Source organism: Rhizobacter sp. P2_H3 (assembly GCF_056403355.1).
Genome location: NZ_JBFUFQ010000131.1, coordinates 1 through 16215 on the forward strand (window position 1 = coordinate 1; position 16215 = coordinate 16215).

The 16215-nt window shown below is 67.4% G+C and carries 16 protein-coding genes and 1 tRNA gene; 1 reads left to right on the top strand and 16 read right to left on the bottom strand.

The window, feature by feature from the left end:
* The 16 genes from nuoH to AC1D1T_RS21055 all read right to left on the bottom strand — a co-directional run.
* The coding region (gene nuoH, locus AC1D1T_RS20980; RefSeq protein WP_477992422.1) for an NADH-quinone oxidoreductase subunit NuoH at positions 1–969 on the bottom strand (969 nt) is incomplete at its 3' end.
* 13 nt (positions 970–982) lie between these two features.
* On the bottom strand, positions 983–3307 hold the full coding sequence (gene nuoG, locus AC1D1T_RS20985) for an NADH-quinone oxidoreductase subunit NuoG (protein WP_477826891.1): 2325 nt from the start codon (positions 3305–3307) through the stop codon (positions 983–985).
* A 23-nt stretch (positions 3308–3330) separates the two neighbouring features.
* Positions 3331–4698, bottom strand: coding sequence for an NADH-quinone oxidoreductase subunit NuoF (gene nuoF, locus AC1D1T_RS20990; protein ID WP_465114361.1), 1368 nt, complete (start codon positions 4696–4698; stop codon positions 3331–3333).
* A 20-nt stretch (positions 4699–4718) separates the two neighbouring features.
* Positions 4719–5201 (bottom strand): NADH-quinone oxidoreductase subunit NuoE, encoded by a 483-nt coding sequence (nuoE, locus tag AC1D1T_RS20995; RefSeq protein ID WP_047502920.1) that lies wholly within the window; start codon positions 5199–5201, stop codon positions 4719–4721.
* A complete protein-coding gene (locus AC1D1T_RS21000) occupies positions 5198–6463 on the bottom strand; it encodes an NADH-quinone oxidoreductase subunit D (RefSeq protein ID WP_465114360.1) in 1266 nt (421 codons plus the stop codon). The genes nuoE and AC1D1T_RS21000 overlap by 4 nt, the downstream gene beginning before the upstream one ends.
* Positions 6464–6487: 24 nt before the next feature.
* Entirely contained in the window at positions 6488–7084 is a 597-nt protein-coding gene (locus tag AC1D1T_RS21005) for an NADH-quinone oxidoreductase subunit C (RefSeq protein ID WP_047502924.1), read from the bottom strand.
* 8 nt (positions 7085–7092) lie between these two features.
* The gene (locus tag AC1D1T_RS21010) at positions 7093–7569 is read right to left on the bottom strand and encodes a NuoB/complex I 20 kDa subunit family protein (protein WP_047502926.1); all 477 of its coding nucleotides are present in this window, start codon (positions 7567–7569) and stop codon (positions 7093–7095) included.
* 4 nt (positions 7570–7573) lie between these two features.
* On the bottom strand, positions 7574–7933 hold the full coding sequence (locus tag AC1D1T_RS21015; protein WP_047502928.1) for an NADH-quinone oxidoreductase subunit A: 360 nt from the start codon (positions 7931–7933) through the stop codon (positions 7574–7576).
* Between the two features lie 61 nt (positions 7934–7994).
* Positions 7995–8079 (bottom strand) — tRNA-Leu (locus tag AC1D1T_RS21020).
* A 154-nt stretch (positions 8080–8233) separates the two neighbouring features.
* Positions 8234–8656 (bottom strand): preprotein translocase subunit SecG, encoded by a 423-nt coding sequence (gene secG / locus AC1D1T_RS21025; protein WP_477827958.1) that lies wholly within the window; start codon positions 8654–8656, stop codon positions 8234–8236.
* A gap of 33 nt (positions 8657–8689) precedes the next feature.
* Positions 8690–9430: a triose-phosphate isomerase gene (tpiA, locus tag AC1D1T_RS21030; protein WP_465114359.1), complete on the bottom strand. Its 741-nt coding sequence runs from the start codon at positions 9428–9430 to the stop codon at positions 8690–8692.
* A 35-nt stretch (positions 9431–9465) separates the two neighbouring features.
* The gene (locus AC1D1T_RS21035) at positions 9466–10452 is read right to left on the bottom strand and encodes an NAD(P)H-quinone oxidoreductase (RefSeq protein WP_477842603.1); all 987 of its coding nucleotides are present in this window, start codon (positions 10450–10452) and stop codon (positions 9466–9468) included.
* A gap of 70 nt (positions 10453–10522) precedes the next feature.
* Positions 10523–12637 (bottom strand): polyribonucleotide nucleotidyltransferase, encoded by a 2115-nt coding sequence (gene pnp, locus AC1D1T_RS21040; RefSeq protein ID WP_477992423.1) that lies wholly within the window; start codon positions 12635–12637, stop codon positions 10523–10525.
* 208 nt (positions 12638–12845) lie between these two features.
* Complete coding sequence (gene rpsO, locus AC1D1T_RS21045; RefSeq protein ID WP_047502936.1) at positions 12846–13115, bottom strand: 30S ribosomal protein S15; 270 nt, start codon at positions 13113–13115, stop codon at positions 12846–12848.
* Between the two features lie 141 nt (positions 13116–13256).
* Positions 13257–14423 (bottom strand): pyridoxal phosphate-dependent aminotransferase, encoded by a 1167-nt coding sequence (locus AC1D1T_RS21050; protein ID WP_477992424.1) that lies wholly within the window; start codon positions 14421–14423, stop codon positions 13257–13259.
* On the bottom strand, positions 14420–15715 hold the full coding sequence (locus tag AC1D1T_RS21055) for a branched-chain amino acid ABC transporter substrate-binding protein (protein WP_477992425.1): 1296 nt from the start codon (positions 15713–15715) through the stop codon (positions 14420–14422). Before AC1D1T_RS21055 ends, AC1D1T_RS21050 begins: the two co-directional genes overlap by 4 nt.
* A gap of 93 nt (positions 15716–15808) precedes the next feature.
* Here AC1D1T_RS21055 and AC1D1T_RS21060 point away from each other — a divergent pair.
* A partial coding sequence (locus tag AC1D1T_RS21060; protein ID WP_477992426.1) for an Hsp20/alpha crystallin family protein occupies positions 15809–16215 on the top strand: 407 nt, incomplete at its 3' end.

Sequence of the window (16215 nt, forward strand, 5' to 3'; positions counted from 1 at the left end):
GATCTGGTCATAGCGGTAGCGCGGGAAGGTGGCGCGCACCCACAGGAACATGGTCACGACGACGAAGGTCTTGAGACCCAGCCAGATCCAGCCCGGGATCCAGGTGAACGGCGCGAAGTCGAGCGGCGACAGCCAGCCGCCGAGGAACATCGTCACGCACAGGATCGACACCAGGATCATGTTGGCGTATTCGGCGAGGAAGAACATCGCGAACGCCATGCCCGAGTACTCGACCATGTGGCCGGCCACGATCTCCGATTCGCCTTCGACGACGTCGAACGGGTGGCGGTTGGTCTCCGCCAGGCCCGAGATGAAGTAGACGACGAAGATCGGCAGCAGCGGCAGCCAGTTCCACGAGAAGACCGTGAAGCCGTGGCTCGCGCCGAAGCCCTTGCCCTGGCCGAGCACGATGTCGGTCATGTTGAGGCTGCCACTCACCATCAGCACGACGACCAGCGCGAAGCCCATCGCGATCTCGTAGCTGACCATCTGCGCCGAGGCGCGCAGCGCGCCGAGGAAGGCGTACTTCGAGTTCGAGGCCCAGCCGGCGATGATCACGCCGTAGACCTCCATCGAGGTGATCGCCATCAGGAACAGCAGGCCGGCGTTGATGTTGGCGAGCGCCACGTCGGGGCCGAACGGAATGACGGCCCACGCGGCCAGCGCCGGCATGATCGTCATCACCGGGCCGATCAGGAACAGCGGGCGGTTCGCCGCGGTCGGCAGGATGATCTCCTTGAAGATCAGCTTGACCGCATCGGCGATCGGCGTCAGCAGGCCCCACGGGCCGACCCGGTTCGGGCCCGGGCGGATCTGCGTCCAGCCGATGGCCTTGCGCTCCCACAGCGTCAGGTAGGCGACGCAGCCGAGCAGCGGCAGGATCACGACGATGATCTTGATCAGCGTCCAGACCACCGGCCAGGCCGCGCCCAGGTACTGGGTGCCGTAGAGGTTGAAGGTATCGATCATGGTGTGGGTGGGCTCAGGCCTTCTCGATCGACAGCGGGCCGAACATCGCGCCGAGCGCGGCGGTCAGCGCATGGCCGGCGGGAACGCGGACGGTGTTGGCGGCCAGGCTCGCGTCCAGGCGCGCCGGCAGCGTGATCGCCGCCCCGCCCTGCGAGACGCGCACGGTGTCGCCGTCCTTCAGGCCGAGCTGCGACCACTGCGCGCTGCCCAGCGACGCGACCGGCGGGCGGGCGTCTGCCGTCAGCTGCAGCGACGTGGCACGGCGCACCAGGCTGTCGGCCGCGTAGATCGGCACGTCGGCGATGCGTTCCAGGCCACCGGCCGGGGCGGCCAGCTTGACTGCTTGCGAACCTGCATTGCTCAGGCGCGAGGCGATCGTGCTCACGTCGCCCAGCGCCTCGGCGCGCACTTCATCGGAGGTTTCCTGCTCGAAGCCCTTCAGGCCCAGCACGTTGCCCAGCACGCGCAACACCTTCCAGGCCGGGCGGGTGTCGCCGAGCGGCTTCACGACGCCATGGAAGCCCTGCACGCGGCCTTCGGCATTGACGAAGGTGCCCGAGGTCTCGGTGAACGGCGCGATCGGCAGCAGCACGTCGGCCACGTCGAGCGCGGCATCCTTGAACGAGGTCAGCGCGACCACCATGTCGGCGGACTGCAGCGCGGTCTTCGCGGCCAGCGGGTTGGCGGCATCGAACTCGGGCTCGACGTTCAGCAGCAGGCAGGCGCGCAGCGATCCGCCGAGCATCTCGCCGGCGTTCAGCCCGCCGTTGCCCGGCAGCGCATTGACGAGTTGCGCGCCGACGGTGTTGGCGGCAGCCGTGAGGTAGCCGACGCTCGCGCCGGTCTGCGCACCGATCCAGTTCGCCAGCGACAGCAGCTCGGCGGCCTGCGGGTGTTGCGCGGCGGCATTGCCGAGCAGCACGGCCTTGCGCTCGCCGCTCAGCAAGGACGTGGCAACAGCAGCGGCCACGGCATTCGCCGCGTCATCGGCCGTCACCTGCACCGGCGCGGCAACGCCCTTGGCCGCGCCCACGGCGGCCGCGATGCCGGCGAGTGCCGCGACCCAGCCGCTCGGCGCCACCGCCTGCTGGCCGGCCATCGGCATCAGCCAGTCATCGGCCAGCGCGTTCAGGCTGTGCACCTTGGCGCCCTTGCGGGCGGCCTGGCGGATGCGCTGCGCGAACAGCGGGTGGTCCTTGCGCAGGAACGAGCCGACGACCAGCACGCGTTGCAGCGTCGACAGCGACGCGACCGTCGTGCCGAGCCATTGGATGCCTTCGGTCGGGCGGAAATCGGCATGCCGCGTGCGGAAGTCGATGTTCTCGCTGCCCAGGCCGCGCACCAGCTTCGCGAGCAGGTGCAGCTCTTCCACGGTGGCGTGCGCCGAACCGACGGCGCCGATGCTCTTCGCTCCGTGGTCGGCCTTGATCTGCGACAGGCCCTTGGCCACGTACTCGAGCGCGGTGGTCCAGTCGACGGTCTTCCACTCGCCGCCCTGCTTGATCATCGGCGCAGTCAGGCGCTGGTCGCTGTTGACGGCTTCGTACGAGAAGCGGTCGCGGTCGGCCAGCCAGCATTCGTTGACGTCCTCGTTCTCCAGCGGAACGACGCGCAGCACCTTGTTGTTCTTGACCTGCACGATCAGGTTGGCACCGGTGCCGTCATGCGGGCTCACGCTCTTGCGGCGCGACAGCTCCCAGGTGCGAGCGCTGTAGCGGAACGGCTTGCTGGTGAGCGCGCCGACCGGGCAGACGTCGATCATGTTGCCCGACAGCTCGCTGTCGATGGTGTCGCCGGCGACGGTGGTGATCTCGGAGTGCTCGCCGCGGTGGATCATGCCGAGCTCCATCACGCCCGCCACTTCCTGGCCGAAGCGCACGCAGCGCGTGCAGTGGATGCAGCGGCTCATCTCTTCCATCGAGATCAGCGGACCGACATCCTTGTGGAAGACGACGCGCTTCTCTTCGGTGTAACGCGACGACGACCCGCCGTAGCCGACGGCCAGGTCCTGCAGCTGGCACTCGCCGCCCTGGTCGCAGATCGGGCAATCGAGCGGGTGGTTGATCAGCAGGAACTCCATCACGCCCTGCTGGGCCTTCAGCGCCTTGTCGCTCTTGGTGCGCACGATCATGCCCTGCGTCACCGGCGTCGCGCAGGCGGGCATCGGCTTCGGCGCCTTCTCGACGTCGACCAGGCACATGCGGCAGTTGGCCGCGATGGACAGCTTCTTGTGGTAGCAGAAGTGCGGGATGTAGGTGCCCGCCTTGTCGGCCGCATGCATCACCATGCTGCCTTCGGTGACCTGGACCTTCTGGCCGTCGAGTTCGATTTCAATCATGTCGTGTTGCCCCGGGACGGGTCTCAGGCGTGGACCGCAACCGCGCAGGTCTTGTGCTCGATGTGATGGATGAACTCATCACGGAAGTGCTTGATCATCGCGCGCACCGGCATCGCGGCGGCGTCGCCGAGCGCGCAGATGGTGCGGCCCTGGATGTTGTCGGCCACCGAGTTCAGCAGCTCGATGTCTTCCATGCGGCCCTGCCCGTGCTCGATGCGGTCGACCATGCGGAACAGCCAGCCGGTGCCTTCGCGGCACGGCGTGCACTGGCCGCAGCTCTCGTGCATGTAGAAGTACGACAGGCGCAGCAGGCTCTTGACCATGCAGCGGGAGTCGTCCATCACGATGACGGCGCCCGAGCCGAGCATCGAGCCGGCCTTCGCGATGGCGTCGTAGTCCATCGTCGTGTCCATCATGATCGAGGCCGGCAGCACCGGTGCCGACGAGCCGCCCGGGATCACCGCCTTCAGCGTGCGGCCCTTGCGCACGCCGCCGGCGAGCTCGAGCAGCTTCGAGAACGGCGTACCCAGCGGGACCTCGAAGTTGCCGGGGCGCTCGACATCGCCGACCACCGAGAAGATCTTGGTGCCGCCGTTGTTCGGCTTGCCGATCTCGAGGTAGGGCTGGCCGCCGTTGCGGATGATCCACGGCACCGCGGCGAAGGTCTCGGTGTTGTTGATCGTGGTCGGCTTGCCGTACAGGCCGTAGCTGGCCGGGAACGGCGGCTTGAAGCGCGGCTGGCCCTTCTTGCCTTCGAGCGATTCGAGCAGCGCGGTCTCTTCGCCGCAGATGTAGGCGCCGAAACCGTGCGCGCCGTGCAGCTGGAAGCTGAAGTTCGAGCCGAGGATCTTGTCGCCGAGGAATCCGGCCGCACGTGCTTCTTCCAGGGCGGCTTCGAAGCGGTCGTACACCTCGAAGATCTCGCCGTGGATGTAGTTGTAGCCGACGCTGATGCCCATCGCGAACGCCGCGATCGCCATGCCTTCGATGACGATGTGCGGGTTGAACATCAGGATGTCGCGGTCCTTGCAGGTGCCCGGCTCGCCTTCGTCGGAATTGCAGACGAGGTACTTCTGCCCCGGGAACTGGCGCGGCATGAAGCTCCACTTCAGGCCGGTCGGGAAGCCCGCGCCGCCGCGGCCGCGCAGGCCGGAGGTCTTCACTTCGGCGATGACCTGCTCGGGGGTCATCGGCTCGCCGGTGGCACCCTGGAATTCACCGGTCAGGATCTTGCGCAGCGCCTGGTAGCCGCCGCGCGCAACGTAGTCCTTCAGCGACCAGTTGCTGCCGTTCAGGTCGGCATAGATCTGCGCGCCGATGTGGCGGCCGTGGAAGCAGGTCTCGGTGCCGGTGGACTGGAACTTCGAGAGGTCCAACAGGGGTTGCGACATGGTTCGGTTCCCGTTTCCCTTTACTTCGCCGCGCGCAGCGTGTCGACGAGTTCGTCGAGGCGCTGTTCGCTCATGAAGCTGCACATCTGGCGGTCGTTGACCAGCATCACCGGCGCGTCGGCGCAGGCACCCAGGCATTCGCTCTTCTGCACGGTGAAGAGCCCGTCGGCGGTGGTGCCGCCCTCTTCCACACCGAGCCGGCCGCACAGGTGCTCGAGCGCGGTCTGGCCGCTGCGCAGCTGGCACGGCAGGTTGGTGCAGACGTTGAGCTTGAACTTGCCCAGCGGCTGCTGGTTGTACATGTTGTAGAAGGTCGTCACCTCGTGCACCGCGATCGGCGGCATGCCGAGGTACTCGGCGATCAGCTTCTCGCTGTCGGCCGAGACGAAGCCCTGCTCCTGCTGCACGATGGCCAGGCAGGCCATCACGGCGGACTGCTTCTGGTCGGCGGGGTACTTGGCCACTTCGCGGTCGAAGCGGACGCGGGTCGATTCCGAAATCATCGGTCGATCTCTCCAAACACGATGTCCATGGTGCCGATCACGGCAACGGCGTCGGCGATCATGTGGCCGCGCGCCATCTCGTCGAGCGCAGCCAGGTGCGCGAAGCCGGGGGCGCGGATCTTCAGGCGGTACGGCTTGTTCGCACCGTCGCTGACGATGTAGATGCCGAACTCGCCCTTCGGGTGCTCCACCGCCGCGTAGGCCTCGCCCTCGGGCACGTGGAAGCCTTCGGTGAAGAGCTTGAAGTGGTGGATCAGCTCTTCCATGCTGGACTTCATGTCCACGCGTCCGGGCGGCGCGACCTTGTGGTTCGCGGTGATCACCGGGCCGGCGCCTTTTGCCGAGTCTGCGCGCAGCCAATCGACGCACTGCTGGACGATGCGGTTGGCCTGGCGCATCTCCTCGACGCGCACCAGGTAGCGGTCGTAGGTGTCGCCGTTGACGCCGACCGGCACGTCGAAGTCCATCTTGTCGTAGACGTCGTAGGGCTGCTTCTTGCGCAGGTCCCAGGCGATGCCCGAGCCGCGCAGCATCGCGCCGCTGAAGCCCAGGTTCAGCGCGCGCTCGGGGCTCACGACGCCGATGCCGACGGTGCGCTGCTTCCAGATGCGGTTGTCGGTGAGCAGCGTCTCGTAGTCGTCGACGTTCTTCGGGAAGCGCTTGCTGAAATCCTCGATGAAGTCGAGCAGCGAGCCCTGGCGGTTCTGGTTCAGCCGCGCGATGGCCTTGGCATTGCGGACCTTCGATGCCTTGTACTGCGGCATCGCATCGGGCAGGTCGCGGTAGACGCCGCCCGGGCGGAAGTAGGCCGCGTGCATGCGCGCACCCGACACCGCCTCGTACATGTCGAAGATGTCCTCACGCTCGCGGAAGCAGTAGATGAGGATGTTCATCGCACCGCAGTCGAGCCCGTGCGCACCCAGCCACAGCAGGTGGTTCAGGATGCGGGTCAGCTCGGCGAACATCACGCGGATGTACTGCGCGCGCAGCGGCACGTCGACGCCCATCAGGCGCTCGATGGCCAGGCAGTACGCATGCTCGTTGGCCATCATCGACACGTAGTCGAGGCGGTCCATGTAGGGCAGCGACTGGATGTAGGTCTTGCTTTCGGCCAGCTTCTCGGTCGCGCGGTGCAGCAGGCCGATGTGCGGGTCGGCGCGCTGGATGACCTCGCCGTCGAGTTCGAGCACGAGGCGCAGCACACCGTGCGCGGCCGGGTGCTGCGGGCCGAAGTTCAGCGTGTAGTTCTTGATCTCTGCCATGTCGTTGCCTCGAGGCGCGAGCCCCTAGTGCAGGCCACCGTAGTTGTCTTCGCGAATGATGCGCGGCGTGATCTCGCGCGGCTCGATCGTCACCGGCTGGTAGATCACCCGCTTCTGCTCGGGGTCGTAGCGCATCTCGACGTGCCCGGAGGTCGGGAAATCCTTGCGGAACGGGTGGCCGATGAAGCCGTAGTCGGTCAGGATGCGGCGCAGGTCGACGTGGCCGTCGAACAGGATGCCGTACAGGTCGAAGGCCTCGCGCTCGAACCAGTTGGCCGAGTTCCAGATCTCGTTGACCGACGCCACCATCGGCAGGTCATCATCGGGTGCGAACACCTTCAGGCGCAGCCGCCAGTTGTGCGTGATCGACAGCAGGTGCGAGGCCACGCAGTAGCGCAGGCCTTCGTTCGGCTGGTCCTTGTACGACGAATAGTCGAGGCCGCACAGGTCGACCAGCTGCTCGAAGCGCAGCGCCGGGTCGTCGCGCAGCGCGAGCGCCACCGCAGCGTAGTGCTCGGCGGTGACGGTCAGCGTGAGTTCACCGCGGTCGCGCACCAGGCGCTTGATCTTGCCGGCAAAGGCCGCTTCGAGCGCGGCCTGCAGGGTATCGAGTTTGCTCATGCGGGCTTTCAGCGAGCGATCGTGTTTTCGCGGCGGATCTTGGTCTGCAGCTGCAGCACGCCGTACAGCAGCGCCTCGGCCGTCGGCGGGCAGCCGGGCACGTAGACGTCGACCGGCACGATGCGGTCGCAGCCGCGCACCACCGAGTAGCTGTAGTGGTAGTAGCCGCCGCCGTTGGCGCACGAGCCCATCGACAGCACCCAGCGCGGCTCGGCCATCTGGTCGTAGACCTTGCGCAGCGCCGGCGCCATCTTGTTGCACAGCGTGCCGGCGACGATCATCAGGTCGCTCTGGCGCGGGCTGGGACGGAACAGCATGCCGAAGCGATCGATGTCGTAGCGGGCCGCGCCCGCATGCATCATCTCGACCGCGCAGCACGCGAGGCCGAAGGTCATCGGCCACAGGGATCCGGTCTTCGACCAGTTGATCAGCGTGTCGACGCTGGTCGTGACGAAGCCTTCTTTCAGAACGCCATCAATGCTCATCTGATTACTCCCAGTCCAGGGCGCCCTTTTTCCATTCGTAGGCGAAGCCGACGACGAGGATGCCGAGGAAAACCATCATCGACCAGAACCCCGCAGGGCCGATTTCCTTGAGCGACACCGCCCACGGGAAGAGGAACGCGATTTCCAGGTCGAACAGGATGAAGAGGATCGCGACGAGGTAGTAGCGCACGTCGAACTTCATGCGCGCGTCCTCGAAGGCCTCGAAGCCGCATTCGTAGGGGGAATTCTTCGCGGCGTCCGGCTTGTGCGGACCCAGCAGGAAACCGAGCACCTGAGGCGCTACGCCTACCCCTACGCCGACCAGGATGAACAGGATGACGGGCAGGTAGGGAGCGAGGTTCATGGTGTGGTTTGAGCGGTCTTGAAACAAACGAGGCACTGGGTAAGTGCCTCGTTCAAAGATCTGGTGCCGTCGGCGAGACTCGAACTCGCACAGCTTTCGCCACTACCCCCTCAAGATAGCGTGTCTACCAATTTCACCACGACGGCTGCACTCAAAATCGCTGTTCGGTTGGCATGAGGACTGGCTTACCGAACAGCCGTAAATTCTAACCTCAAAGACCTCGGGTTTACGCGCTGTGCACCGCAGTGCAGCACGACAGTCGGATACCCGGGCAGGTCCTTGACCCCGATCACCCGCCGATCACTTGGTCGGGATCGCGCCCGCGCCCGACGCGGCCTGCACCGGCGCGGCCGGAGCGATGACGGCCGAAGCGCCATCGGCCGGGATCGCGGCAGCGCCCGAAGCCCCACCGGCGGGCGCGCTTGCAGCGATGCCGGGCGCGCGATCCAGGATGGTCGAGCCCGACGCCGGCGCCGCGCTCGCGCGCTCGTGCGAGAAGTACGCGAGCGTCAGCGTGCAGACGAAGAAGACGGCAGCGCACACCGCCGTCGAACGCGACAGGAAGTTCGCGCTGCCGGTCGCACCGAACAGGCTGCCCGACGAGCCGCTGCCGAACGAGGCGCCCATGTCAGCCCCCTTGCCATGCTGCACCAGCACCAGGCCGATCATGACCAGGGCCGCCAGCATCTGGATGACGACGACGAAATTCAACAGCACTTGCATTGTTCTTGCTCCAGAAAAATCAGGGTCCGCGGGTCAGGCCGCGGCTTTGCATATGGCCGCGAAATCCGCGGCCTTCAGTGACGCCCCGCCGATCAGCCCGCCGTCGATGTCGACTTGGGCAAACAGGCTGGCGGCGTTGTCGGCTTTCACACTCCCGCCGTACAACAACAACATCTCATCGGATTTCTGCGTCGCCGCGTGCAACTGCGCGCGCAGCAGCGCATGCACCGCCTGCGCCTGCTCGGGCGACGCGGTCTTGCCGGTGCCGATCGCCCACACCGGCTCGTAGGCCACGACGACCTGCGAGATGCAGTGCGCGAGCGTGTGGATCACCGCCGACAGCTGGCGCTTGACCACCGCATCGGTCTGCCCGGCCTCGCGTTCGGCCAGCGTCTCGCCGACGCAGACGATCGGCGTCAGCTTGTGGGCCAGCGCCGCCTTCGCCTTGTCGGCCACCAACTGGTCGGATTCGGCATGCAGCGCACGCCGCTCCGAGTGCCCGACGATCACGTAGCGGCAGCCGAACTCGGCCAGCATCGATGCCGACACCTCGCCGGTGTAGGCACCGCTCTCGTTCCTTGAACAATCCTGCGCGCCCCAGGCCAGGCGTTGGCCTTGAAGCGACAGCGCGACCTCGCCCAGGTACGGGAACGGCGCGCACACCGCCACGTCGGCATCGAAGGGGCCGGCCGCCACCAGGGCGGCCAGCAGTTCGGCATTGGCCACGCGGCTGCCGTTCATCTTCCAGTTGCCGACGACGAGTTTGCGACGCATGCCCGAAGCTCCTTGTGCAGTGCTCAGTTGTGTACTCACCATGTGAGCACCAGCTTGCCGATGTGCTGGTTCGATTCCATCAGCGCGTGGGCCTCGGCCGCCTGCGCCGCCGGGAACACCTGGTGGATCACCGGCTTCACGCGGCCGGCGTCGAGCCACGGCCACACCTGCTGCTGCAGCGCCTTCGCGATCGCGGTCTTGAACGCGACGGAGCGCGGACGCAGCGTCGAGCCGGTGATGGTCAGCCGCCGGCGCAGCACGGCGCCAGCATCGATCTGCGCCGTCGTGCCGCCCTGCACCGCGATCAGCGCGATGCGGCCGTCGTCGGCCAGACACTGCAGCTCGCGTGCGATGTAGTCGCCGGCCACCATGTCGAGGATCACGTCGGCACCGCGGCCGTCGGTGACCCGCTTCACTTCGGCGACGAAGTCGTGCGTGCGGTAGTTGATCGCATGGTCGGCGCCGAGCGACACGCAGGCGGCGCACTTGTCGTCGCTGCCGGCGGTCGCGATCACGCGCGCACCGAAGGCCTTGGCCAGCTGGATCGCGGTGACGCCGATGCCGCTCGTGCCGCCCTGCACCAGCAGCGTCTCGCCCGGTTGCAGGCGGGCGCGCTCGAACACGTTGGACCAGACGGTGAAGAAGGTCTCGGGCAGGCTCGCGGCCTCGATGTCGCTGAAGCCTTGCGGCACCGGCAGGCACTGGCCCACCGGCGCAACGCACAACTCGGCATAGCCGCCACCGGCCACCAGCGCGCACACGCGGTCGCCGATGGAGATGCCGGCGGCAGCCAGCGCCGCTGCATCGCCACCGATCACCTCGCCCGCGACCTCCAGCCCCGGCAGGTCGGACGCGCCCGGCGGCACCGGGTACAGGCCCTTGCGTTGCAGCACGTCGGGACGGTTGACGCCCGATGCGCCGACGCGGATCAGCAGTTCGCCGGCAGCCGGCACGGGCGCCGCGCGCTCGATGGCGCGCAGCACGTCAGGCGCGCCGGGGGTGGTGATCGCGATGGCTTTCATCGGAAGCTCGGTGGGCAGGACGCCACCACACGGCCACCGCGTCGAGACGCAGCGGCCGCGCGGCCGGTCATCACTCCTGCGCAGGCGCCTGGTCGCGGTCGATCAGGGCCTTCATCGACAGCTTGACGCGGCCCTTCTCGTCGGTCTCGAGCACCTTGACCTTGACGATCTGGCCTTCCTTCAGGAAGTCGGTGACCTTCTCGACGCGCTGGTGCGCGATCTGGCTGATGTGCAGCAGGCCGTCCTTGCCCGGCAGCAGGTTGACCAGCGCACCGAACTCCAGCAGCTTGGTGATCGGGCCCTCGTAGACCTTGCCCACCTCGACTTCGGCGGTGATCTCCTCGATGCGCTTCTTCGCGTAGGCGGCCTTGTCGGAGTCGGCCGACGCGATCGTGATGGTGCCGTCTTCGCCGATGTCGATCGTGGTGCCGGTCTCTTCGGTCAGCGCACGGATGGTCGCGCCGCCCTTGCCGATCACGTCACGGATCTTCTCCGGGTTGATCTTCATCGTGTACAGGCGCGGTGCGAACTGCGAGACCTCGGTCTTCGCTTCGCCCATCGCCTCGGTCATCTTGCCGAGGATGTGCAGGCGGGCTTCCTTGGCCTGCGCCAGCGCGACCTGCATGATCTCCTTCGTGATGCCCTGGATCTTGATGTCCATCTGCAGCGCGGTCACGCCGGCGGTCGTGCCGGCCACCTTGAAGTCCATGTCGCCCAGGTGATCTTCATCGCCGAGGATGTCGGTCAGCACGGCGAAGCGGTTGCCGTCCTTGATCAGGCCCATCGCGATGCCGGCGACGTGCGCCTTCAGCGGCACGCCGGCGTCCATCAGCGCGAGGCAGCCGCCGCACACCGAGGCCATCGACGACGAGCCGTTCGACTCGGTGATCTCCGAGACCACGCGCATCGAGTACGGGAACTCGACGCGGTCCGGCAGCACTGCGACCAGCGCGCGCTTGGCGAGGCGGCCGTGGCCGATCTCGCGGCGCTTCGGCGTGCCGACGCGGCCGGTTTCGCCGGTGGCGAACGGGGGCATGTTGTAGTGCAGCATGAAGTGCTCGCTGAACTCGCCGGCGAGCGCGTCGATCTTCTGCGAATCGCGGTCGGTGCCGAGCGTCGCGGCGACCAGCGCCTGCGTCTCGCCGCGGGTGAACAGCGCCGAGCCGTGCACGCGCGGCAGCACGCCGTTGCGGATCTCGATCGCGCGCACGGTGCGGGTGTCGCGGCCGTCGATGCGGGGTTCGCCCTGCAGGATCTGGCTGCGCACGATGCGCGCCTCGATGTCGAACAGCACGTTGTCGACCTTGACCTTGTCGAACTCGACACCTTCGGCGGTCAGCGCGGCCAGCACCGAAGCGGTGGCTTCGCGCGTGGCCTGCGTGCGGGCCTGCTTCGAGCGGATCTGGTAGGCAGCGCGCAGCTTCTCTTCGGCCAGGCCGGTGACCTTGCCGATGAAGGCCTCGTCCTTGGCGGGCGCGGCCCAGTCCCAGGCCGGCTTGCCGGCGTCACGCACCAGCTCGTTGATCGCGGCGATGGCGATCTTGCTCTGGTCGTGGCCGAACACCACGCCGCCGAGCATCACTTCTTCGCTCAGCTGCTGGGCTTCGGATTCGACCATCAGCACGGCGGCTTCGGTGCCCGCGACGACCAGGTCCATCTGCGAGTCGAGCAGCTGGGTCTTGCCCGGGTTCAGCACGTACTGGCCGTTGACGTAGCCGACGCGTGCGGCACCGATCGGGCCGTTGAACGGGATGCCCGAGATCGCGAGCGCGGCGCTCGAGCCGATCAGCGCGGCGATGTCGGCCGAGACTTCCGGGTTCAGCGACAGCACGTGGATGACGACCTGGACTTCGTTGTAGAAGCCTTCGGGGAACAGCGGGCGCAGCGGGCGGTCGATCAGGMGCGAGGTCAGCGTCTCGAGTTCGCTCGGGCGGCCTTCACGCTTGAAGAAGCTGCCGGGGATCTTGCCGGCGGCATAGGTCTTCTCGATGTAGTCGACCGTCAGCGGGAAGAAATCCTGGCCCGGCTTCGCGCTCTTCGCACCGACCACGGTGGCGAGGATCACGGTGTCTTCGATGTTGACCAGCACGGCACCGCTCGACTGGCGGGCGATCTCGCCGGTTTCCAGCGTGACCGTGTGCTGGCCCCATTGGAAGGTCTTGGTGACTTTGTTGAACATGCTCATGTCATTTCTCCGGTTTGTTGTCAGCGCCTCGTGAGGGCGGCGCCCTTGGACCCGGAACTGCGGCAACCTGGCGCGATGCCATTCCAGCGGCGCTCATCCGTTCGAACGCTGGTGGAATGACACATCGTCATCTGTGGGTGCTCAGCTCCAAAAGCGCAAAGAGCCTGTGCTGGAGGATCCAGACAGGCTCTCGGCTTTCATTCGCGGATTACTTGCGCAGACCCAGCTTCTGGATCAGCGCGGTGTAGCGGTCGGCATCGGTCTTGCGCAGGTAGGCCAGCAGGCTCTTGCGGGTGTTGACCATCTTCAGCAGGCCGCGGCGACCGTGGTGGTCTTTCAGGTGCAGCTTGAAGTGGGGGGTCAGCTCGTTGATGCGAGCGGTCAGCAGGGCCACTTGCACTTCGGGGGAGCCGGTGTCGTTGGCGCTGCGGGCATTGGCCTTGACGATCTCGGCCTTGTTCAGATCTGCGACGGACATGTCAGTTTCCTGATGTTCCTGCCCTCTGGCTTGTCAGCCTTTTCGTGGGCGGGAGGTTGCTACTTGCGGTCACGGGTGAAACTGACCCGCGCCGTGCGACTTGCTTCACACCTGATGGGATCAGGACGCAAAGCCTGTCGATTATAGCCCCAACGCGCGTTTCAGCCGCTCCACCCCGTCCACCAGCCGCGCCGGGTCGCGCGACGCGAAGCACCAGCGCAGCCAGCCTTCTGCCTCGTCGCCGAAGGCTGCGCCGGGCGCCAGGCCCAGCCCGACGCCGGTGACCAGCCGCTTGGCCAGCGCCAGCGAATCGTCCTCGCCGTCGACGCGGAAGAAGGCGTACATGCCGCCCGCCGGCATCGCGAGCGTGACCCCCGGCAGCGCCTGCAGGCGCGGCACCAGTGTGTCGCGGCAGGCCTTCAGCCGGCCGATCAGCCCCGGCACGAAGGCCTCGGCGCCCTGCAGCGCGGCGATGCCGGCCTGCTGCACGAACACCGGCGCGCACGAGGTGTTGAACTCGATCAGCTTGCCGATGTCGGCCGTCAGCGCCGCCGGCACGACCAGCGAACCGAGCCGCCAGCCGGTCATCAGGAAGCTCTTCGAGAAGCTGTGCGTCACCACCAGCCGGTCGTCCGCGTCGGCGATGTCGAGGAAGCTCGGCGCCGCATGGCTTGACCCAGAGACGGGATCCGGCTCGTAGTACAGCCGCTCGTAGACCTCGTCGGCGACGATCCAGGTGCCGGTGCGGCGGCAGTGGTCGAGCACGGCCTGCTGCTCGGCGCGGGTCATCGTCCAGCCGGTCGGGTTGTTCGGCGCGTTGACCAGCAGCAGCCGGGTGCGCGGGGTGATCGCGGCCAGCAGGCGCTCGAGGTCGAGCTGCCAGGCGCCGTCGTGCACCTGCAGCGACACGCGCTTCACGTCGGCCCCGAGGATCGCCGGCTGCGCGGTGATGTTCGGCCACACCGGCACCACGGCGACCACCTCGTCGCCGGCGCCCACCAGCGCCTGCGTCGCGATCATCAGGCCGTTGACGCCCGACGACGTGACGGCGATGCGCTCCGGTCCGACCGGCCGGTGCAGGCTGCTCGCATAGCCCGCCAGCGCCTCGCGCAGGGCCGGCAGCCCCAGGTTGTGCGCATACGCCGTCTCGCCGCGGCGCAGCGACGCGACCGCCGCCTCGGTCACGAAATCCGGCGTCGGCTCGTCGCTCTCGCCGAACCAGAACGGCAGCACGTCGGCCCGGCCGATCGCCGCATTCGCGACCTCGCGGATCTTCGAGGCGGGCAGGTTTTCGATCACGGATCTCATGGGCGCTCCATCGCACAGCGGTGCGGCATCTCGGTCTGGGTCTCGGTGAGCTGCAGCACGGTCTTGAAGCCGTAGCCCGAGCCCTCGTTGTCGAAGCGCACGCCGGGGCTGCCGACGCGCTGCATCACGCTGACGACCAGCGGCTGCTCGAACTGGTGGTCGCCGGCGCGCATCGTGCCGCGGTGGAAACCGCCGAGGTGGCGCGGGTCGAGCTTCAGGCCCTCGAGCGCACGCGCCACCGCCAACGGGTCGGCGCTGCCGGCCTTCTCGATCGYGGCCGCCAGCATCTCGACCATCGCCTGCATGCGCATGTGCACGTAGTCGTCCTGCGGGTTCGGGAAGCGCTCGCGGAAGCTTGCATAGAACCTGTCGGAGGCCGCACCGCCGACGTTCGGGTGCCACTCGGCCACCGCCAGCACGCGGTCCAGGCCGGCATCGCCGATCGCCGCCGGCGCGCCGAGCGCGTTGCCGTAGAAGGTGTAGAAGCGCGCGTCCAGCCCGGCCTCGCGCGAGGCGCGGATCAGCAGCGTCAGGTCGTTGCCCCAGTTGCCGGTGAGCACCGCCTGCGCGCCGCTTGCCTTGATCTTCGCGGCGTACGGCAGGAAGTCCTTGATGCGGCCGAGCGGGTGCAGTTCGTCGCCGACGATCTCGATGTCGGGCCGCTTGGCCGCGAGCATCACGCGCGCCTGGCGCAGCACGCTCTGGCCGAAGCTGTAGTCCTGGCCGATCAGGTAGACCTTCTTCACGCGCGCATCGGCAGCCAGCACGTCGGTCAGCGCCTGCAGCCGCATGTCGGCATGCGCATCGAAGCGGAAGTGCCAGAAACTGCACTTCTCGTTCGTCAGCGCCGGGTCGACGGCCGAGTAGTTCAGGAAGATCGCGCGCCGCGCCGGCTCGCGCTGGTTGTGCTTGTTCAGCGCGTCGATCAGCGCGGCCGCGGTGGCCGAGCTGTTGCCCTGCAGCACGAAGCCGATCTTCTGGTCGATGGCCGAGCGCAGCAGCGACAGCGCCTCTTCATTGCTGCCCTTGCTGTCGAAGCGCACCAGCTCCAGCGGATGGCGGCCATCCGGCAGGCTCACGCCGCCACGCTGGTTCACCCGCTCCACCGCCCACAGCAGGTTGCGGTACACCGCCTCGCCGGCGTTCGCGAAGGAACCCGACAGCCCTTCGATCAGCGCGACGCGCACCGGCTCGGCGGCAGGTGACGATGCAGGCGCCGCAGCCACCGGGCCCACCGCTGCCAGCCATGCCAGCACCGCGCCGCAGCGCCTGACCCAACGCACGATCTTCATTTTTCAACCCACTTGAAAACAAAAATGCCGCTCCAAGTTTCAGCGGCATGGTTGCTGCGCTGTGCAGCGATTGAATGGATTGTAGGAGCCATCATGTTCGTACTGACCCCCTCGCTGTCGTCGCGCCGCGCCACCTCGCTCGAGCGCGCGTTCGATCACCTGTTCGCCGACCGGCTGCCGCCGGCACCGGCCCAGCCGCGCGTGCCGGCACTCGACGTCGTCGAGAGCGACACCGCGTACACGCTGACGCTGGACCTGCCGGGCCTGTCGAAGGACCAGCTGAAGGTCTCGGTGGAAGGCCGCCGCGTCACGCTGGAAGCCGGCGATGCGAAGACCGCCGACGCCAAGGAAGGCGAACGCGTGCTGTACCGCGAGCGCAGTGCCGCGCACTACGCCCGCACGGTCGCGCTGCCGGCCGAAGTGGACCAGGCGAACTCGAGCGCGAAGTTCGAGAACGGCGTGCTGACGCTGACGCTCGCGAAGCGCGTGCCGACCGGCGC